A 19,656-nucleotide genomic window follows, 5' to 3' on the forward strand; every position below is an offset into this window, starting at 1 on the left:
AACCTGCCGCCATGATGTACCGGTTTTTCTTCGGCGCCACGGCGCTGGTTGTGCTGGCAGGTTGTACCGAGTTGAGCGCCCCGTTCCAGCAACGAGAGCGGCAGGCGGATGCGCCTGCCGGGGTTTCCGACACCGACGGTGCGCCGGAAACGGCTGCCGCGCCGCCGGCCGATGCGGCGTCGGAAGCGGCTTTTGACACCACGTCGGCCGAAGAGCGCGCCAGGGCCGCCGCGGCGCCCTCCGAGGCCGGCGCGCAATCGCTTGGCACCACCGTCGCCTCGCTGGGCGATCCGACGCGCTCCGGCTTCTGGCTCGAGACACCGCTGGTGGATGCGCCGGCGCAGGGCCGGGTGGAGTACCCGGAGACCGGCAAATCGGCGCAGGTCGAGCTGATCCCGATCGACGGGGCGGCGACCGCCGGTAGCCGGATTTCGCTGCCTGCGATGCGCCTGCTCGGAGCGCCGCTGACCGGGCTGGTCACGCTCCGGGTGTTCAGGAACTGAGGTATTTGCCGGCCTCGCGGCGGGCAAAGGGCTTCATCCGCGCGCCATGCTGCGCCAGGAACGCGCGGGTCAGCTCGGGGGCATGTTTCGACAGGTCGCGCAGCCACCAGGCCACGGATTTCTGGATGAACCAGGCGGGATCGTCGACGTAGCCCGCCGCCCAGCCGAGAATACGGTGCCGCTCGGCCTCCTGCGCCGGCTTCGGATGGCGCAGCTTGGCCCAGGGCAGGGTGATGACAAGCGCTGCGCGCCGGGTCCACAGGTGATCCGAGGCGGTCCAGGTCTCGACCTGGTCGAGCCGCGACGGATCGGCGCTCAGCCGACGCTGCCCGGCCATGCAGGCATGATCGGCAATCGCCCAGGCGTCGAAATCGGGAACCCAGGTGCAGATCAGCGCCCAGACGGCGTCATCCGGGCGGAGGCGCGCCTGGGTGAGCAGCTTGGCGGCGGCGATCCGGGCCTCGTGGATGTCGGTCTGCCAGAGGGCCTCGGCCAGGGCCAGGCGTTCGGGCAGCGACAGCGCCTGCCGCCAGCTCTTGGTCAGGTCGTTGAGCACCGGGTTCGGTACGCCGAGATAGCGCCGCGCCGCCTTGTGATAGGCGGAGGCGCCTGCCGCGCGGCCGGCGTCGCTTCGGGCCTCGAGCGCCGCGAGCGCGTCGTCGAGGGTCATGTCAGGTTGGCGTCGATGCCGGTGGGCAGGCCGTCGATCGTCTCGCGGTTGCGGCTGGCCCAATAGTCGCGGATCCCCTCGGCGCCCCGGTCCTCGCCCCAGCGGGTAAGGGTGTCGCGTTCGCCGGTGAAATCCATGAAGGGGATGGAATAGCCGCAGGAGGTCTGCACCATGTCAATGCTCAGGTCATAGATCTGGCGCGCGCCGAGCCGGTCGCCGAACCGGGCGATCATGTCGTCCCAGTCGGCGGCATCGCGGTGCAGGGTGCGGGCGCGGCCATAGGTGCGCAGGATTTGCGGGCGCTTGTCGAAAGAACACCACATCAGCGTCATCCGCGGGTCGCGCGCCAGGTGGCCGACGGTTTCATTGCCCGATCCGGTCATGTTGAGCCAGACGATCCGATTGGGGCCGAGCACCCGCAGGCTGTCCATGCCCTTGGGCGAGATATTGACCCGGCCCTCGGCCGCCGCCGTGCCGCAGAAGAACATGTGCTGCGCGGCGATGAAATCGCGGTGTGCGTTGCTCAGGGCCTCGAACTGCTTGCCCATTATTCCACCGTCACCGATTTGGCGAGGTTGCGGGGCTGGTCGACGTCGGTGCCCTTGGCGATCGCGGTGTGATAGGCCAGAAGCTGTGCCGGGATGGCATAGAGGATCGGGGTCAGCACCTCGGGCACCGTCGGCAGGGCCAGGCTGTGCCAGACGTCCTCGGCGGCCTCGTCGCGGCCCTGCGCATCGGTGATGAGGATGACCCGGCCGGAGCGGGCGATGACCTCCTGCATGTTCGACACCGTCTTGTCGAAGAGCGAGTCGCGCGGTGCCATGACCACCACCGGCACCGTCGGATCGACCAGCGCGATGGGGCCGTGCTTGAGCTCGCCCGACGCATAAGCTTCGGCGTGGATGTAGCTGATTTCCTTGAGTTTCAGTGCGCCTTCCAGTGCCAGGGGGTACATCAGGCCGCGGCCCAGGAACAGCACGTCGCTGGCATCGGAAAGATCGTGCGCGATGTCGCGCAGCGCGTCGCTCAGGGTCAGGGCGTCGTTGATCTGGCCGGGCAGCGCGCGCAGGGTGGCCAGGTGATCCTGAAGCTGCTCGGTGGTGATCTGGTCCCGGACGTGGGCCGCTTTGAGCGCCAGCAGGAAAAGCACGGTGAGCTGGCAGGTGAAGGCCTTGGTCGAAGCCACGCCGACCTCGACCCCGGCATGGATCGGCAGGGCGGTGTCGCTCTCGCGGGCGATCGAGCTTTCAGGGACATTGACCACCGAGATCACGTGATCGGCCTTGTCGCGGACATAGCGCAGCGCCGCCAGGGTGTCAGCGGTCTCGCCCGACTGGCTGACAAACAGCGCGGCGGTGCGCGGGGTGACCGGCGGTTCCCGGTAGCGGAATTCCGATGCGATATCGACCTCGACCGGCAGGCGGGCGATGCGTTCGAACCAGTATTTGGCGGTGAAACAGGCGTAAGAGGCCGTGCCGCAGGCCACCATCGTCAGCCGGTCGACCTGCGAGAAATCCGGCAGGGTCTCGGGCCAATTGAGGCCGGTGCCGGCCTCGTCGAGATATTTGGTGATGGCGTTCTGGATCACCGCCGGCTGTTCGGCGATTTCCTTGGCCATGAAGTGTTTGTAACCGGCCTTGTCGACGTTGGTGGCATCCAGCGCCACGGTCTTGGTGGGGCGGTTGGCCAGGCGGCCCTGGTGGTCGCGGATCTCGAGGCTGGTGCGGGTCAGAACGGCGCGGTCGCCTTCCTCGAGGTAGGTGATCTTGTCGGTCAGCGGCGCCAGCGCGATGGCGTCGGAGCCGACGTACATCTCGCCCTCGCCATGGCCGATGGCCAGCGGGCTGCCCTTGCGGGCGGCGACCATCAGGTCTTCTTCGCCGTCAAAGAGAAAGGCCAGGGCAAAGGCGCCTTCGAGCCGGTCGAGCGCGGCATGGGCGGCCTCGACCGGGGACTTGCCCTGGCTCATGTGGTGATGGGTCAGCAGCGCCACGGTCTCGGTGTCGGTGTCGGTCTCGGTGGCGATGCCGGCGGCGGCCAGCTCTTCGCGCAGCGCGCGGAAATTCTCGATGATGCCATTGTGCACCACCGCCACGCGACCGGTGTAATGCGGATGCGCATTGACCTCGGAGGGCGCGCCATGGGTCGCCCAGCGGGTGTGGCCGATGCCTGATTTTCCGGCCAGCGGTTCGTGCACCAGCCGGTCGGATAGGTTCACCAGCTTGCCGACGGCGCGCCGCCGTTCGAGACGGCCACCGTGCACCGTGGCGATGCCGGCGCTGTCATAGCCGCGATATTCCAGCCGTTTCAGCGCGTCGACAAGGATCGGCGCGGCCTCGTGGTTTCCAAGGTATCCGACAATACCGCACATTATCCCTTGCTCCCCGCCTGATTTGCCTTTTTGGATTTTAACATCTCGAACAATTTCCGGGCCAATCCCGGTTTGTTGACCTGATCGGCGCGGGAAATCGCCAGCGCGCCCGGGGGCACCTCCTTGGTGATTACCGCACCGCTCGCGGTCATCGCTTCGGCCCCCACCTTGACCGGCGCCACCAGCATGGTGTTCGAGCCGATGAAGGCCCGCGCCCCGATCTCGGTCCGGTGCTTGAAGACCCCGTCGTAATTGCAGGTGATGGTGCCGGCGCCGATGTTGGTCTTTTCGCCGATATGGGCGTCGCCGATATAGGTCAGGTGATTGACCTTGGCGCCTTCGTCCAGCACCGCGTTTTTGATCTCGACGAAATTGCCCACCCGGACATCTTCGGCCAGTTCCGCGCCGGGGCGCAGACGGGCATAGGGGCCGACGACGGCGCCGCGCGACACATGGCATCCCTCGAGATGCGAAAAGGCCCGGATATGGGCGCCGTTCTCGATCGTCACACCGGGGCCGAAGACGACGTTGGGCTCGATCTCGCAATCCGGGCCGATCCAGGTGTCATGGGCAAACCAGACGGTCTCGGGCGCGGTCATCGTCACGCCCTCGATCAGCGCCTCGGCGCGTTTGCGCGACTGGAACCCGGCCTCGGCAGCGGCCAGGTCGACGCGCGAATTCACGCCCATGGTCTCGGCCTCGTCGCAAGAGACGGCCGTGGCCGAAAGCCCGGCCTCGCGTGCCAGTGCCACGATGTCGGTCAGGTAGTATTCGCCAGAGGCATTGTCGTTGCCGACCCGGTCGAGCAAGGCAAAGAACGTATCCGCGCTGGCCGAGATCACGCCGGAATTGCAGAAATCGATTGCCCGTTCGCGCAGGCCGGCATCCTTGAATTCGACGATCTGCATAAGCGCGTCGCCTTCCATCACCAGCCGGCCGTATTTGCCCGGATCTGCGGCGGTAAAGCCCAGCACCACCACATCATGGCTCCTGCGCGCCTCGGCCATGGCCTCGAGCGTTTCGGGACGGATAAAGGGCGTGTCGCCATAAAGCACGATGACATCGCCGCTGAAGCCTTCGAGCGCCGGGCGTGCCTGAAGTACCGCATGGCCGGTGCCCAATTGCTCCGATTGCAGCACGCAGGTCGCCGTCTCGTCGATTTCGCGCGCGGCGGCCTCCACCTGCTCGGCGCCGTGACCGGTGACAATCACCGTGCGTTCGGGCGAGAGGCTGGCGCCGGAGGCCATCGCATGGGCCAGCAGCGGCGCGCCGGCCACCTTGTGAAGGACTTTCGGCAGGTCGGAGCGCATCCTTGTGCCTTTGCCGGCGGCAAGGATGACGAGTGCGATGCTCATAACAGATTCTCTTTGTAATTAGGTCGGTCCCGTTTTATCCGCTGAGGCGCGCGCCGCAAGGACGCGCCGCTCACATTGGATTTCCGTCTGTGTCAGGAAAGGCACGCCGATGCGCACCGTGATTTTTGACCTCGACGGCACACTGGCCGACACCAGTGGCGATCTGCTGGCCGCCGCCAATGCCTGTTTCCGGGCGATGGGCGAGGGCGATCTGCTGGGCCCCGAGGATGCCGGCACGGCACTGCGCGGCGGGCGGGCGATGCTGCTTCTGGGGATGCAGCGGCTGGGCCGGGCGGATGATTTTGCCACCATCGATGCCTGGTATCCGCGGCTGCTCGAGGAATATGACGCGGCGCTGCATCACACCACGGTGCTCTATCCCGGCGCGGTCGAGGCGATCGGCACCTTGCAGGGCGCCGACATCCGTACCGGCATCTGCACCAACAAGCCCGAGCGCCTGGCACACAAGCTGCTGGTGGCGCTTGGCGTGCGTGATCTGTTTGGCTCGCTGGTCGGGGCCGATACGCTGCCGGTGCGCAAACCCGATGCCGCGCCTTACCGCGCCTCGGTCGAACGGGCCGGCGGCGCGGTCGAGCGTTCGCTGCTGGTGGGCGACAGCGTGACCGACCGCGAGACCGCGCGGGCGGCCGGCGTGCCCAGCGTGCTGGTGACCTTCGGCCCCTCGGGCGACGACATGGCGGCGCTCGAGCCGGAACATCTGTTGCAAGCTTATGGCGATCTGCCGGGCGTGGTGGATTTGGCGCTGGGGCGCGGCGCACTCTAGAACGGCGGCCGGCAGGTGGTTGACCTCGGCCGGAGCCCGCCGCAAGACTGGCGCATGAACGAGAGATTTCACGGCAGTTTCACCCAGCAGGAGCCAATCCCCGAAGAGGGGATCGAGGCGGCGCTGGCGGTTTTGCGCTCGGGGCGGCTGCATCGCTACAACCTGGCCCCCGACGAGGCTGGCGAAGTGGCGCTGCTGGAGCAGGAATTCGCCGCCCGGGTCGGGGCGAAATACTGCCTCGCGGTGGCCTCGGGCGGCTATGCCATGGCCTGCGGGCTGCGGGCCATCGGGGTCCGGCCGGGCGACCGGGTGCTGACCAATGCCTTCACGCTGGCGCCGGTGCCCGGCGCCATCGCCTCGGTCGGTGCGGTGCCGGTGTTTGTCGGCGTGACCGAGGGGCTGGTGATCGATCTCGACGACCTGGCGGCCAAGGCGGATCAGGCCGAGGTGCTGATGCTGAGCCACATGCGCGGGCACATCTGCGACATGGACCGGCTGATGGCGATCTGCGACGCGGCGAACATTCGGGTGATCGAGGATTGTGCCCATACCATGGGCGCCGCCTGGCGCGGACTGCCCTCGGGGCGGCACGGGGTTCTGGGCTGTTATTCCTGCCAGACCTACAAACATGTGAACTCCGGCGAGGGCGGCTTGCTGGTCACCGATGACGAAGAGGTGGCGGCGCGGGCGGTGATGCTTTCCGGTTCCTACATGCTTTACGGCCGGCATCTGGCGGCGCCGGGGCCAGAGGTGTTCGAGCGGGTGAAATACGACACGCCCAATGTCTCGGGGCGGATGGACCATCTGCGCGCGGCGATCCTGCGCCCGCAACTGCGGGCGCTCGACCGGCAGATCGGGCGCTGGAACGCGCGGTACAGCGTGGTCGAAGAGGGGCTGCGCGACACGCCCGGGCTGCATGTGGTGGCGCGGCGCGAGGGCGAGGCCTTTGTCGGCTCGTCGATCCAGTTTCTGCTGCTCGACTGGGGTGAGGCAGCGATTGCCGAGGCGCTGCGCCGCTGTGCCGACCGGGGGGTCGAGCTCAAGTGGTTCGGTGGCGCCGAGCCGGTGGCCTTTACCTCGCGCTACGACAGCTGGCGTTATGCGCCGTCAGAGGCGATGCCGGCCACCGACCGGGTTCTGAAGGGCATCGTGGACATGCGCCTGCCGCTGACCTTCAGCCTCGAGGATTGCGCGTTGATCGCGCGGATCATTCGGGCCGAGGTGAGCGCGGTTCATCAATCCTGCAACCGGGCGCCATAGAGCGGCACCGTCGACATCGAGACCTTGGCCGAGCCATCGGTCAATTCGGCGGCATGGGCGACATAGATCAGCGTCTGATTGGCCTCGTCGAAAATGCGTTTGACCCGCAGCGATTTCAGGATGATCGACCGCGAGGTGCGGAACACGTCCTCGCCGTCTTCGTCCAGGTCGATGTCGCCGACCTTTAGCGGCCCGGTCTGGCGGCAGGCGATCGAGGCGTTCGAGGGATCTTCGAACCAGTTGCCCTTGGACAGCCGGTCGAACAGGCCGCGTTCGAAATAGGCGATATGACAGGTGACACCCTCGACCTTGGGGTCGGCGATGGCCTCGATGAGAATGTCGTTGCCCACCCAGTCGACATCGATCTCGCCGACCTGTTCGGCGCCGGCAGCGCCAGCAAGGCCGAGGCAGAAGGTGGCGGTGGCGCAGAGGCGGGCGAGGGTGGCGGGCATGGCGAACTCCTGAATGCGTCGGGCGTAAGGCGCCCACCAGACATGATCCCGGTCGCGGCGACCGGTCAAGGTGCAACGCAGCCCTCGCGTCCTCGGTTCCCGCGCGGCGGCGCGCGCCAATGCCGGTGCGTTGAAAAGGTTGCATCACGTTGTCGCGCATCGGCACGGAAACGCCGGGCCCTTCGGAGGTTTTGGGCGGGATTTTGCCAAGGGACCGAGGGCCTTGCGCAAAGCGCCGCAAGTTTGCACGACAGCGCGGAACAAACCTCATCGGCTGGCGATTGGACCCCCGAACGCCGCGCAACATGCGCCGCTTCAAAGCAAAGTGAGAAGGAGTCTACCCATGTTTCGCAAAGCTATCCTGACCGCCTCGACCGCCATTTTTGCCGCCGGTTCGGCCGCTGCCGCGACCTCGGCCACCGCCGTGACCGACCTCAACCTGCGCGCCGGCCCCGGCCCCCAGTATGAGATCATCGGCGTGATCGATGCCGAGGCCAAGGCCAGCGTTGACGGCTGCATCGAGGAATCGAACTGGTGCAAGGTGACGTATGACGGCCAAGAGGGCTGGGCCTATGGCAACTATCTGACCGCCATGGTCGAAGAGACCCCGACCGCCGTGATCGCCCCGGAAGTGACCGTCGGCACGGTCACCTATGACTCATCCAAGGACGGCGAGGCCTTTGCCGGTGCCGGGACCGTGGGTGCCGTGGCCGGTGCGCTTGTCGCCGGGCCGATCGGTGCCGTTGCCGGTGGTCTGCTGGCCGGGTCGGCCGGGGCCTATGCCCAGCCTGACGAACGCGTGGTGACCTATGTGCGCACCAACACGCTCGATCCGATCTATCTAGAAGGCGAAGTGGTGCGCGGCGCCGTGGTGCCCGAGAGCGTGGAGCTGGTCGAAATCCCGGATGCCGAGTTGCGTTATGTCTACATCAACGGCCAGCCGGTCCTCGTGGAGCCGGAACAGCGCACCATCGTCTACGTCGTGCGCTAAGTTTCCCGACGTTCGGTAACCAGTGTCACGGGCGGCCCGGATGGGCCGCCCTTTTTCGTGGTAGGCTCGGGGTCGCACTTTCGGCCGAGAGGCCCCGGCGCGGGGGCCGGGGCGGGTGGGGCAACTGGCCATTGACCGACTCGAAACCTGCTGGTATGGATTTATTGAACACTTGTTCATTAATTGGGAGGCAAGGTCATGTTCAACGCGGTGATGGCGTTTGATCTGGGCGAAGATGTAAACGCGCTGCGCGAGATGGTGCACCGCTGGGCGCAGGACCGGGTCCGGCCGATGGCGGCGGAGATCGACGCCAAGAACGCGTTCCCCAACGAGCTCTGGCAGGAGATGGGCGAGCTGGGCCTGCTGGGCGTGACCGTGCCCGAGGAATACGGCGGCGCGGGCATGGGCTATCTCGCCCATGTCATCGCGGTCGAGGAAATCGCGCGGGCCTCGGCCTCGGTGTCGCTGTCTTACGGCGCGCATTCCAACCTCTGCGTCAACCAGATCAAGCTGAACGGCTCCGAGGAGCAAAAGCAGAAATACCTGCCGCGGCTCGTCTCGGGTGAACATGTCGGTGCGCTGGCGATGTCCGAGGCCGGTGCCGGCTCGGACGTGGTGTCGATGAAGCTGCGCGCCGAAAAGCGCAACGATCACTACCGGCTCAACGGCAACAAGTTCTGGATCACCAATGGCCCCGATGCCGATACGTTGGTGGTCTATGCCAAGACCGACCCGGACGCCGGGTCGAAAGGCATCACCGCCTTTCTGATCGAGAAGGAAATGAAGGGCTTTTCCACCTCGAAGCATTTCGACAAGCTGGGGATGCGCGGCTCGAACACCGCCGAGCTGGTGTTCGAGGACGTCGAAGTGCCGTTCGACAACATCCTCGGCGAAGAGGGCAAGGGCGTGCGCGTTCTGATGTCGGGGCTGGACTATGAACGCGTCGTGTTGGCCGGCATCGGCACCGGCATCATGGCCGCCTGTCTCGACGAGATCATGCCCTACATGGCCGAGCGCAAGCAGTTCGGACAGCCGATCGGAAACTTCCAGCTGATGCAGGGCAAGCTGGCCGACATCTACACCAAGATGAACTCGGCCCGCGCCTATGTCTACGAGGTGGCCAAGGCCTGCGATCGCGGTGAGGTCACCCGTCAGGACGCCGCGGCCTGCTGCCTCTATGCCAGCGAAGAGGCGATGGTGGTGGCGCATCAGGCGGTGCAGGCGATGGGGGGCGCGGGCTTCATGAACGAAACCCCGGTGGCCCGCATCTTCCGCGATGCCAAGCTGATGGAGATCGGCGCCGGCACCAGCGAAATCCGCCGCATGCTGATCGGTCGCGAGATGATGGCGAAGATGGGCTGAACGGAACCGCGACTTCGGCGGCCGGGTTGGGCGTACGATCCGGAACCCGGAACGGAGGTGTGTGATCTTGGGAAGTCTTGTCGATCTGGAACTTGAGGGCGGCATTCTGCATGGCCAGTTTTCCTGGCTGGTCGAACTGCTGGAATGGGCCGCCGCCATTGTCGATATCGCCGCCGTGGTGCTGATTTTGCTGGGGGCGGTGCGCTTCATCATCGGGGTGAGCGGGGCCGAGATCTTCGGGCGCGGCTCCGAGCGCGTCAACCGAACCAACCGCGAACGCATCGAGCTGGGCCGTTATATTCTGGCCTCGCTCGAACTCTTCATCGTGTCGGACATCATCCACACCGCGCTGAGTCTGGCATTCTCGGATCTGATGTTCCTCGGCCTCCTGGTGGTGATCCGGTCGATCACGTCGTTCTTTCTCGATCGCGAGTTGGAGCAATTGAAGAAGGACCTAGGTGAATAGGTCGGGCATGGCACGCGTGCTAGGCTGACCCCACCCATGGAGGATGACAATGACCGATGGCAAACAGACATTCGCAGGACTCAAGGCGCTCTTTATCAACACCTCGCTGAAGAAAGACGGCAGCAAGAGCCACACAAGGCTGTTGATGGGGGCCTCGGCCGACATCATGGAAAAAAACGGCGTCGACGTCGAACATCTGCATCTGCTCGATTACCAGGTGCCGCCCGGCATCTTTCCCGACATGACCGAACATGGCTGGGACAGCGACGACTGGCCCAAGCTCTGGGACAAGGTCAAGGCGGCCGATATTCTGGTTGTCGGCACGCCGATCTGGCTGGGCGAGGAAAGCTCGGTCTGCCGGGTGCTGATCGAGCGGCTGTACGGCATGTCGGGCGAACTCAACGACAAGGGCCAGTCGATCTATTACGGCAAGGTCGGCGGCAGCGTCATCACCGGCAACGAGGATGGCGTCAAACATGTGGCGATGACCCTCGGGTTCGCGCTGAGCCACCTGGGCTATACCATCCCGCCGCAGGCCGATTGCGGCTGGATCGGCGAGGCCGGGCCGGGGCCGTCTTATGGCGATCCGCAGGAGGGGGACACGCCGGTCGGCTTCGACAATGATTTTACCCGCCGCAACACCACGATCATGACCTGGAACCTGATGCATGCCGCCCGGATGCTGCGCGACGCCGGCGGCTATCCGAACGAGGGCAACGACCGCAAGGCGTTCGAGGCGGGCTGTCGTTTCGACTACGAAAACCCGGACTATCGCGCCTGAGATGGGCTGCGGGGCGCAGATCATCGGCGGGGCCGTCGCGGCCCTGGTGGGCCTGGCCGGGGCGGCCCGGTCGGAGGAGACGCTGCCGGAGTTCTCGGCCTGCATCGATGCCGAGGTCGCGCGCTACGAATGGCGGCTTCGGGTCCATCGCGACCGGGCGCTCGATGCGGCGGATTTCGATCTCTGGGATGTGCGCGGGGTGGAATACTGCGGCAATATCGGCGTCACCCGCTGCGACCGCTCGGCGGCGCCGCTGGCCTGCCAGAAGGCGCTGGCCGGCGACCAGCATGTGCTGCACGGCCATATCATGGCGGCACTGCCGGACCCGCCGCCGCCAAGCGAGGGGCTGCCGACGCGGCTTTATCATACGGCCTGGCACCTTGCGCGTGACATTTCGGCGGGGCCGGATTGCGCCGGGGCGGGCGAGGTCATGGCCACCTGGTGCACCGCGCGCGAGGCCAATCTGCGGCTGAAAAGCGCCGTGCTGGCCTGGCAGGTGGGGCGATACCTAGGGCTGGCGGCGCCAGCGGTGACAACCGGCTGGGCCGATCCGCCACCGCCGCCCCGGCCCAAGGCGCGACCCGGGCGATGAGGAAGGCCCGGCCCGGAGCGAACAGACCGAGACGAATGACAGGACGAAGGGCCCTCGCCGGAGGGCCGGGATTGCGCAGGAGGCGCGGAACATGAAGCTGACATCGAAGCTGGTGACCGGATCGGACGCGGCAAAAGCCAATCGCGCCGCCCATGAAGAGGCGCTGCGCGTGGTGCAGGAGGCGGCCGAAGCCGCGGCCGCCGGTGGCGGGGCGAAATCTCGCGAGCGCCATGTGGCGCGTGGCAAGATGCTGCCGCGCGAGCGGGTGGCCAACCTGCTCGATCCCGGTTCGCCCTTCCTCGAGATCGGCGCCACCGCGGCGCATGGCATGTACGACGGCGCGGCCCCTGCCGCCGGCGCCATCGCCGGCATCGGCCGGGTGATGGGCCGCGAGGTCATGGTGGTCTGCAACGACGCCACGGTGAAAGGCGGCACCTATTACCCGATGACCGTCAAGAAGCACCTACGCGCCCAGGAGATCGCCGAGGAAAATCATCTGCCCTGTATCTACCTGGTGGATTCAGGTGGGGCGAACCTGCCGAACCAGGACGAGGTCTTTCCGGACCGCGACCATTTCGGCCGAATCTTCTACAATCAGGCGCGGATGTCGGCCAAGGGGATCGCGCAGATCGCCGTGGTGATGGGCTCCTGCACGGCGGGCGGCGCCTATGTGCCGGCGATGTCGGACGTGACCATTATCGTCAAGGAACAGGGTACGATCTTTCTCGCCGGGCCGCCGCTGGTGAAGGCGGCGACCGGCGAGGTGGTGAGCGCCGAGGATCTTGGCGGTGGCGATGTGCATACGCGGCTTTCGGGCGTGGCGGATTACCTGGCCGAAGACGACAGCCACGCGCTGGCGCTGGCGCGGCGGGCTGTCGGGTCGCTTGGCGGACACAGCGGCGGTGGGTTGCAAACCCACCCTACGGGGTCGGCGCCGGCCTATGACCCTGACGAGCTCTTCGACGTGGTGCCGGGCGATCTGCGCACACCATATGACATTCGCGAGGTGATCGCGCGGCTGGTGGACGGCTCGTATTTCGACGAGTTCAAGCCGCGCTTCGGCGAGACGCTGGTGACCGGCTTTGCCGAGGTGAACGGCTGCCCGGTGGGGATCGTGGCCAACAATGGCGTGCTGTTTTCCGAAGCGGCACAGAAAGGCGCGCATTTCGTGGAATTGTGCTCGCAGCGCAAGACGCCGCTGGTCTTCCTGCAAAACATCACCGGCTTTATGGTCGGGCGGAAGTACGAGAACGAGGGCATTGCCCGCCATGGCGCCAAGATGGTGACTGCGGTGGCCACCACCTCGGTGCCGAAGATCACCATGCTGGTCGGTGGCTCCTTCGGGGCCGGTAACTACGGCATGTCGGGCCGCGCCTATCAGCCACGCTTTCTCTGGACCTGGCCCAACAGCCGCATCTCGGTGATGGGCGGGGCGCAGGCGGCCGGCGTGCTGGCGACGGTGAAACGCGATGCCATCGAACGCGGCGGCGGCAACTGGAGCGAAGCGGAGGAGACCGAATTCAAGCGGCCGACGATCGAGATGTTCGAGGAGCAGAGCCACCCGCTTTATGCCAGCGCCCGGCTCTGGGACGACGGCATCATCGATCCGCGCAAGTCGCGCGAGGTGCTGGCCCTGTCGCTGTCGGCGGCGCTCAATGCGCCGATCGAGGACACGCGCTTCGGCGTCTTCCGGATGTGATCGGGGCAGGCGGCATGAGGCGTATTTGCAAAGAGAAGAAGATTTGGACCAGCGAAGGGAAGCCCGATGTTTGACACGATCCTGATTGCCAACCGGGGCGAGATCGCCTGTCGGGTGATGAAGACGGCGCAGAGCCTGGGCGTGCGCTGCGTGGCGGTCTATTCCGAGGCCGATGCCGGGGCGGCGCATGTGGCAATGGCCGATGTGGCGCGCTGCATCGGGCCGGCGGCGGTGGCCGAGAGCTATCTCAAGGGTGACCGGATCATCGAGGTGGCGCTGGCCGAGGGCGCGCAGGCGATCCACCCGGGCTATGGCTTTCTCAGCGAGAACCCCGAGTTCGTCGAGGCGGTGGAGGCGGCCGGGCTGACCTTCATCGGACCTTCGGCCAAGGCGATCCGAGCGATGGGCCTGAAGGATGCCGCCAAGGCGCTGATGCAGGAGGCCGGGGTGCCGGTGGTGCCGGGCTATCACGGCGCCTCGCAGGAGGGGCTGGCGGCGCGCGCCGAGGAAATCGGCTATCCGGTGCTGATCAAGGCGGTCGCCGGAGGCGGCGGCAAGGGCATGCGGCTGGTGGAACGGCCGGCCGAGTTCGAGCGGGCTCTGGAGAGCGCGCGGGCCGAGGCGCGCACCGCCTTTGGCAATGACGCGGTGCTGATCGAGAAATTCGTCACCCAGCCGCGCCATATCGAGGTCCAGGTCTTTGGCGATGGCGACCGGGCGGTGCATCTCTTCGAGCGCGATTGCTCGCTGCAACGGCGCCATCAGAAGGTGATCGAGGAGGCACCGGCGCCCGGCATGACCGAGGAGATGCGCGCGGCCATGGGGCAGGCGGCGGTGCGCGCGGCCGAGGCGATCGGCTACAAGGGCGCGGGGACGGTGGAGTTCATCGTCGATGGCTCGCAGGGGCTGCGGCCGGACGGGTTCTGGTTCATGGAGATGAACACCCGTTTGCAGGTCGAACATCCGGTCACCGAGATGATCACTGGCGTCGACCTGGTGGAATGGCAGCTCCGGGTGGCGGCCGGCGAAAGCCTGCCGGCGCGGCAGGAGGCGCTGACGATCACCGGCCATGCCTTCGAGGCGCGGCTTTATGCCGAGGATGTGCCGGCGGGGTTCCTGCCGGCCACCGGGACGCTGACGCATCTGTCGTTCCCCGAGGGCGCGCGCGCCGATACCGGGGTGCGCGGCGGCGATGAGATCAGCCCGTGGTACGACCCGATGATCGCCAAGCTGATCACCCATGGGCCGACCCGGGAGATCGCCCTGAAACGGCTGCGCCAGGCGCTGGGACGCACCGAGGTGGCGGGATCGGTGACCAACCTGGCCTTTCTCGGGGCGCTGGCGGCGCATGAGGGCTTTGGCCGTGGCGAGGTGGACACCGGGCTGATCGGCCGCGAGATCACAGCGCTGACCGCCGTGACGGAAGAGAATGCCGCGGCGCTGGCGCAGGCGGCGCTGGTCGAGGCCGGGCTCTGGCAGGGCGACGGTTGGGCGACAGGTTTCACCCTCTGGCAGCCGCTGGCGCGGACACTGGTACTCGACGAGGGCGAGAGCCGGCACGAGCTGCGGCTGCGGGTGCGCGGGCCGGGCGCCTGCGACGTCGAGATCGGCGATCGGGTGATCGAAGCCCGGCGCGGCCCCGGCGGCTGGACGTTGGATGGCCGCGCGGCCTGGCCCTTTGCGGTGGCCGGCGATGTGGTGACCGTCTTTGCCGATTACGGAAGGGCCTACCGGGTGATCCGGGCGCTCGACCGGGCGGCGGGGGCGGCCAGCGATGCCTCGGTGATCGAGGCGCCGATGCCGGGGCTGGTGCAGAAGATCGACGTGCAGGCCGGGCAGGAGGTGCAGGCCGGCGACCGGCTGGCGGTGCTCGAGGCGATGAAGATGGAACATGCCCTGACCGCGCCGCGCGATGGCGTGGTGGCCGAGGTGCTGGTGCCGGCCGGGGCCCAGGTCGAGGCCGGGGCGGCGCTGATCCGGCTGGCCGAGGACGGGGAGGCGGCGGCATGATCCGTCTGCACCATGTGCCGCTGGCGCGCTCGTTCCGGGTGCTCTGGCTGATGGAGGAGCTGGGGCTCGATTTCGAGGTGGTGCCCTATTCGATCCGCGACGGTTCCCTGCGGCGGCCGGAGTTCAAGGCGTTGTCGCCGGCCGGCCGGGTGCCGGCGCTGGAATATGGCGACGAGGTGCTGTTCGAGAGCGGGGCGATCCTGCAATGGCTCTGCGAACAGCATCCCGAGCCCGGGCTTCAGCCGGCGCCGGGCACGGCCGAGCGGGCGCGCTATCTCGAGTTCATCGCCTATTCCGAGACCATCGGTTGTCTGGTGGAGAACCTCAATCTCAACCGGGTGTTCCTGCGGGATCCGGCGGATGCCTCGCCGGTGGTGATCAAGCTGCTGACCGCACGGCTGCGGGCGGCGCTGGGCGCGATGGAGGCCCGGTGGCAGCACGACCATTGCCTGGCCTCGGGGTTTTCGGCGGCCGATATCATGTTTTCCTACGGGTTCGAACTGGCGCGTTATTACGTGCGGTTCGACGAATTTCCCCGGCTCTCGGCCTATTGGGATCGGCTGAAGGCGCGCCCCGGCTATCAGCGGGCCAAGGCGCGCGACGGTGAGCAGGATCTCTATGATCGCGACTTCTATCCGCTGGAGGAGGTCGGGACATGAGCGCGAAGGTCGAGATTTTCGAGGTCGGCCCGCGCGACGGCTTGCAGAACGAAAAACGCCGAATCCCGACGGCGGAAAAGATCGCGCTGGTCGACTGCCTGAGTGGCGCCGGGTTTCGCCGCATTGAATGCGCCAGTTTCGTTTCGCCGAAATGGGTGCCGCAGATGGCGGATTCCGGGGCGGTGCTGGCCGGGATCGACCGGGCCGAGGGGGTGTCTTATGCCGCGCTGACCCCGAACCTGCGCGGGCTGGAGGGGGCGCTTGCGGCGCGCGCCGACGAGGTGGCGATCTTCGGCTCGGCCTCCGAAGGGTTTTCCAAGGCCAATATCAACGCCAGCATCGCCGAGAGCCTGGCACGCTTCCGCCCGGTGGCCGAGGCGGCCCGGGCGGCGGGGCTGGCGGTCAGGGGCTATGTCTCCTGCGTGGTGGAATGCCCCTACGACGGGCCGGTGGCGCCGGATGCGGTTGCGCGGGTGGCGCGGGCCCTGCTGGACATGGGCTGCTACGAGATCTCGTTGGGCGATACCGTGGGGCGGGCCACGCCGGAGGGCATCGCCGCGATGCTGGAGGCGGTGACCGCGCAGGTGCCGGCGGCGCGGCTGGCGGGGCATTACCATGACACCGGCGGGCGGGCGCTGGACAATATCGAGGTGTCGCTGGAGCGGGGCCTGCGGGTCTTCGACGCGGCGGTGGGCGGTCTGGGGGGCTGTCCCTACGCGCCGGGCGCGGCGGGCAATGTGGCGACCGAGGCGGTGGCCGCACGGCTGGAAGCGCTGGGTTATGAGACCGGCCTCGACCGGGGGGTGATCGCCACGGCGGCAGAGATGGCGCGCGCGATGCGCGTGCCGCGGGAGACGGATGATGTATGAGACTGTAAGAACAGAGACCGACGCCCGCGGCGTGGCGACGCTCTGGCTGGCGCGGAGCGAGAAACACAATGCCATGTCGGCGCAGATGCTGGCCGATCTGGTGGCGGCGGCCAAGGCGCTGGACGCGGATGACCGCGTGCGGGTGGTGGTGCTGGCGGCCGAGGGCAAGAGCTTTTGCGCCGGTGGCGATCTGGCCTGGATGCGGGCGCAGTTCGAGATGGACGCGGCGACGCGCAAGCGCGAGAGTGCCAAGCTCTCGACCATGTTGCAGGCGCTTGATACCCTGGCGAAACCGTTGATCGGGCGGGTGCAGGGCAATGCCTTTGGCGGCGGTATGGGGCTGATGTCAGTCTGTGACGTGGTGATTGCCGAGGAGGGGGCGAAATTCGGCTTTACCGAGACCCGGCTGGGGCTGATCCCGGCCAATATCGGGCCGTTCGCGCTGAAACGCATGGGGCCGGCGATGGCACGGCGGGTCTTCATGTCGGCGCGGATTTTCGATGCCGCCGAGGCGATGGCGCTTGGGTTGGTGGCGCGGGCGGTGCCGGCGGCCGATCTGGATGCGGCGGTCGCGGCGGAAGTGGCGCCCTATCTGGCCTGCGCGCCGGGCGCGGTGGCCGAGGCCAAGGCGCTGATCCGCGCGCTGGGCGGCGGCGTCAGCCAGGACGAGATGGATTTTGCCGCCGGGGCGCTGGCCGAACGCTGGGAAAGCGCCGAGGCACAGGAGGGCATCGCCGCCTTCTTCGACAAGCGCAAGCCCGGCTGGGCGTGACACCGGCGGCCTGGCGCGGTCGCGCCGGGCAGGCCGTGGGGCCCCGGATCGGGCCCGGGGCGGGGGCCGCTTGGGGCCGGCGCTGTTAGCGCACAACAGAGTGCGACGCACCCGGGCGCGACGGGCCGGAAATTTCGCCCGGAAGTCCCTAATTTCCGGGCGATTACCGAGGTCATCAATTCTCGCGAATATGTGATGGGTGGATTGACCCCCTTGGGCGGCAGCGATAAACCCGGGACAAGCCCAGCGAGCCAATTGAGCGCACGTGCGATGCGCGTGCTGAAAGGAGCCTGCCCCGTGGAAGAGATGCTCAGGGAATATCTTCCCATTCTCGTCTTTCTCGCCGTCGCCGTCGGACTTGGCATTGTCCTCATCCTGGCCGCCGTGATCCTCGCCGTCCGCAATCCGGACCCCGAGAAGGTCTCGGCCTATGAATGCGGGTTCAACGCCTTCGACGACGCGCGGATGAAGTTCGACGTGCGGTTCTACCTCGTTTCGATCCTCTTCATCATCTTCGATCTCGAGATCGCCTTCCTGTTTCCCTGGGCCGTCGGCTTCCGGGATATCTCGATGGTCGGTTTCTGGTCGATGATGGTCTTCCTGGCCGTGCTCACCATCGGCTTTGCCTATGAATGGAAGAAGGGGGCCCTGGAATGGCAGTGAACCAAACGCCCGAACCCGATGTCACCGAAGTGCAGGGCATGGGCCCGCAGCATGAGCGGGTGAAATCCGGCGCCTCCGCCCAGGCACCGATCGAAACGGCGGGGCTGCCGGCCGGCGCGGAGGCGCTGAATGCCGAATTGCAGGACAAAGGCTTCCTGCTGACCTCGACCGAGGACATCATCAACTGGGCGCGCACCGGCTCGCTGCACTGGATGACCTTTGGCCTGGCCTGCTGCGCGGTCGAGATGATGCACACCTCGATGCCGCGTTATGACGCCGAGCGGTTCGGCATCGCGCCGCGCGCTTCTCCGCGCCAGTCCGACGTGATGATCGTCGCCGGCACGCTGACCAACAAGATGGCCCCGGCGCTGCGCAAGGTCTATGACCAGATGCCGGAGCCGCGCTACGTGATCTCGATGGGCTCCTGCGCCAATGGCGGCGGCTATTACCACTACAGCTATTCCGTGGTGCGCGGCTGTGACCGGATCGTGCCGGTCGACATTTATGTGCCGGGCTGCCCGCCGACCGCCGAGGCGCTGCTCTACGGTCTGATGCAGCTGCAACGCAAGATCCGCCGCACCGGCACGATCACAAGGTAAGGGGGCAGGCGATGACCGCAGCACTCAACGAGCTTGGCGCGCATATCGAGCTGAAACGGCCGGATTGCGTGTTGAGCTATTCGGTCGATCACGGCGAGCTCAACGTCAATGTGGCGCCGACGAACCTCACCGGGCTGGTGGAATTCCTGCGCAGCGACCCGAATTGCCAGTTCTCGTCGCTGGTCGACATCACGGCGGTGGATTACCCCGAGCGTCAGAAACGCTTTGACGTGGTCTATCACTTCCTGTCGATGTACCAGAACCACCGCATCCGCCTGCGGGTGTCGATCCGCGAAGAGGCGATGGTGCCCTCGATCACCGCGATCCACCCTTCGGCCAACTGGTTCGAGCGCGAAGTCTTCGACATGTTCGGCATCCTGTTCTCGGGGCATCCCGATCTGCGCCGTATCCTGACCGATTACGGCTTTCGCGGCTATCCGCTGCGCAAGGATTTCCCGACCACCGGCTATACCGAGGTGCGTTACGACGAGGCGCAGAAACGGGTGGTTTATGAGCCGGTGAACCTGGTGCAGGAATATCGGCAGTTCGATTTCATGTCGCCCTGGGAGGGCGCGGAATACATCCTGCCCGGCGATGAGAAACCCGACGCGGAGGCCAAGTGATGGGCACGCTGATCTGGATCATCATGTCGGTGCTCACCATCATTCCGATGATGAAGCTGTTGCCGCATTTCGGGTATGACAAGCTCTGGGCGCTGGCCTGTGTGATTCCGCTGGGAACCTTGATCCTGCTGTGGCTGATGGCCACCAAGCTACAGGAATTGGAGAAACGCTGATG

General features: G+C 66.7%; 22 protein-coding genes. 17 read left to right on the top strand and 5 right to left on the bottom strand.

Annotated elements, in window-relative coordinates; all coding sequences use genetic code 11:
• Positions 1-11: 11 nt before the first annotated feature.
• Complete coding sequence (locus AC0J5K_RS05450; protein WP_244526519.1) at positions 12-503, top strand: hypothetical protein; 492 nt, start codon at positions 12-14, stop codon at positions 501-503.
• On the opposite strand, the gene AC0J5K_RS05455 is transcribed toward AC0J5K_RS05450, so the two are convergent.
• The 4 genes from AC0J5K_RS05455 to glmU are packed head-to-tail and all read right to left on the bottom strand — an operon-like array spanning position 493 to position 4,899.
• The gene (locus tag AC0J5K_RS05455; RefSeq protein WP_074837206.1) at positions 493-1,173 is read right to left on the bottom strand and encodes a DNA alkylation repair protein; all 681 of its coding nucleotides are present in this window, start codon (positions 1,171-1,173) and stop codon (positions 493-495) included. The genes AC0J5K_RS05450 and AC0J5K_RS05455 overlap by 11 nt on opposite strands.
• A complete protein-coding gene (locus tag AC0J5K_RS05460; RefSeq protein ID WP_274562533.1) occupies positions 1,170-1,721 on the bottom strand; it encodes a pyridoxamine 5'-phosphate oxidase family protein in 552 nt (183 codons plus the stop codon). Before AC0J5K_RS05460 ends, AC0J5K_RS05455 begins: the two co-directional genes overlap by 4 nt.
• Positions 1,721-3,544 (bottom strand): glutamine--fructose-6-phosphate transaminase (isomerizing), encoded by a 1,824-nt coding sequence (glmS, locus tag AC0J5K_RS05465; protein ID WP_274562531.1) that lies wholly within the window; start codon positions 3,542-3,544, stop codon positions 1,721-1,723. Before glmS ends, AC0J5K_RS05460 begins: the two co-directional genes overlap by 1 nt.
• Positions 3,544-4,899 carry a bifunctional UDP-N-acetylglucosamine diphosphorylase/glucosamine-1-phosphate N-acetyltransferase GlmU gene (gene glmU / locus AC0J5K_RS05470; protein WP_274562529.1) on the bottom strand — a complete coding sequence of 452 codons (1,356 nt, stop codon included), beginning with the start codon at positions 4,897-4,899 and terminating at the stop codon, positions 3,544-3,546. Before glmU ends, glmS begins: the two co-directional genes overlap by 1 nt.
• A 109-nt stretch (positions 4,900-5,008) precedes the next feature.
• Here glmU and AC0J5K_RS05475 point away from each other — a divergent pair, with 109 nt between their 5' ends.
• The gene (locus tag AC0J5K_RS05475) at positions 5,009-5,683 is read left to right on the top strand and encodes an HAD-IA family hydrolase (protein WP_274562527.1); all 675 of its coding nucleotides are present in this window, start codon (positions 5,009-5,011) and stop codon (positions 5,681-5,683) included.
• Between the two features lie 54 nt (positions 5,684-5,737).
• Positions 5,738-6,943, top strand: coding sequence for a DegT/DnrJ/EryC1/StrS family aminotransferase (locus AC0J5K_RS05480; protein ID WP_274562525.1), 1,206 nt, complete (start codon positions 5,738-5,740; stop codon positions 6,941-6,943).
• Here AC0J5K_RS05480 and AC0J5K_RS05485 read toward each other — a convergent pair.
• Positions 6,919-7,395 carry a CreA family protein gene (locus tag AC0J5K_RS05485; protein WP_048532318.1) on the bottom strand — a complete coding sequence of 159 codons (477 nt, stop codon included), beginning with the start codon at positions 7,393-7,395 and terminating at the stop codon, positions 6,919-6,921. The genes AC0J5K_RS05480 and AC0J5K_RS05485 overlap by 25 nt on opposite strands.
• Positions 7,396-7,738: 343 nt before the next feature.
• On the opposite strand from AC0J5K_RS05485, the gene AC0J5K_RS05490 reads away from it, so the two are divergent.
• The 14 genes from AC0J5K_RS05490 (at position 7,739) to AC0J5K_RS05555 (ending at position 19,654) form a co-directional block, all read left to right on the top strand.
• Positions 7,739-8,386 (top strand): DUF1236 domain-containing protein, encoded by a 648-nt coding sequence (locus AC0J5K_RS05490; protein WP_048532317.1) that lies wholly within the window; start codon positions 7,739-7,741, stop codon positions 8,384-8,386.
• Between the two features lie 198 nt (positions 8,387-8,584).
• A complete protein-coding gene (locus AC0J5K_RS05495; RefSeq protein WP_074837212.1) occupies positions 8,585-9,748 on the top strand; it encodes an isovaleryl-CoA dehydrogenase in 1,164 nt (387 codons plus the stop codon).
• A 61-nt stretch (positions 9,749-9,809) separates the two neighbouring features.
• On the top strand, positions 9,810-10,214 hold the full coding sequence (locus AC0J5K_RS05500) for a DUF1622 domain-containing protein (protein ID WP_244526520.1): 405 nt from the start codon (positions 9,810-9,812) through the stop codon (positions 10,212-10,214).
• 49 nt (positions 10,215-10,263) lie between these two features.
• Positions 10,264-10,995: a flavodoxin family protein gene (locus AC0J5K_RS05505; protein ID WP_048532315.1), complete on the top strand. Its 732-nt coding sequence runs from the start codon at positions 10,264-10,266 to the stop codon at positions 10,993-10,995.
• A 1-nt stretch (position 10,996) separates the two neighbouring features.
• On the top strand, positions 10,997-11,587 hold the full coding sequence (locus AC0J5K_RS05510; RefSeq protein ID WP_274562516.1) for a hypothetical protein: 591 nt from the start codon (positions 10,997-10,999) through the stop codon (positions 11,585-11,587).
• 91 nt (positions 11,588-11,678) lie between these two features.
• Positions 11,679-13,286: a carboxyl transferase domain-containing protein gene (locus tag AC0J5K_RS05515; RefSeq protein ID WP_274562514.1), complete on the top strand. Its 1,608-nt coding sequence runs from the start codon at positions 11,679-11,681 to the stop codon at positions 13,284-13,286.
• 66 nt (positions 13,287-13,352) lie between these two features.
• Positions 13,353-15,296 carry an acetyl/propionyl/methylcrotonyl-CoA carboxylase subunit alpha gene (locus AC0J5K_RS05520; RefSeq protein ID WP_274562512.1) on the top strand — a complete coding sequence of 648 codons (1,944 nt, stop codon included), beginning with the start codon at positions 13,353-13,355 and terminating at the stop codon, positions 15,294-15,296.
• Positions 15,293-15,955, top strand: coding sequence for a glutathione S-transferase family protein (locus AC0J5K_RS05525; protein ID WP_274562510.1), 663 nt, complete (start codon positions 15,293-15,295; stop codon positions 15,953-15,955). Before AC0J5K_RS05520 ends, AC0J5K_RS05525 begins: the two co-directional genes overlap by 4 nt.
• A complete protein-coding gene (locus AC0J5K_RS05530) occupies positions 15,952-16,824 on the top strand; it encodes a hydroxymethylglutaryl-CoA lyase (protein ID WP_274562508.1) in 873 nt (290 codons plus the stop codon). The genes AC0J5K_RS05525 and AC0J5K_RS05530 overlap by 4 nt, the downstream gene beginning before the upstream one ends.
• Positions 16,817-17,596 (top strand): crotonase/enoyl-CoA hydratase family protein, encoded by a 780-nt coding sequence (locus tag AC0J5K_RS05535; protein WP_074837218.1) that lies wholly within the window; start codon positions 16,817-16,819, stop codon positions 17,594-17,596. The genes AC0J5K_RS05530 and AC0J5K_RS05535 overlap by 8 nt, the downstream gene beginning before the upstream one ends.
• Before the next feature lie 297 nt (positions 17,597-17,893).
• The gene (locus AC0J5K_RS05540) at positions 17,894-18,259 is read left to right on the top strand and encodes an NADH-quinone oxidoreductase subunit A (protein ID WP_048533867.1); all 366 of its coding nucleotides are present in this window, start codon (positions 17,894-17,896) and stop codon (positions 18,257-18,259) included.
• Positions 18,250-18,858, top strand: coding sequence for a NuoB/complex I 20 kDa subunit family protein (locus tag AC0J5K_RS05545; RefSeq protein ID WP_244526521.1), 609 nt, complete (start codon positions 18,250-18,252; stop codon positions 18,856-18,858). Before AC0J5K_RS05540 ends, AC0J5K_RS05545 begins: the two co-directional genes overlap by 10 nt.
• A gap of 11 nt (positions 18,859-18,869) precedes the next feature.
• Positions 18,870-19,481, top strand: coding sequence for an NADH-quinone oxidoreductase subunit C (locus tag AC0J5K_RS05550; RefSeq protein ID WP_048532308.1), 612 nt, complete (start codon positions 18,870-18,872; stop codon positions 19,479-19,481).
• A complete protein-coding gene (locus tag AC0J5K_RS05555; protein WP_048532307.1) occupies positions 19,481-19,654 on the top strand; it encodes a hypothetical protein in 174 nt (57 codons plus the stop codon). Before AC0J5K_RS05550 ends, AC0J5K_RS05555 begins: the two co-directional genes overlap by 1 nt.
• Positions 19,655-19,656 lie beyond the last annotated feature (2 nt).

The organism is Marinovum sp. E3 (genome assembly GCF_055755275.1).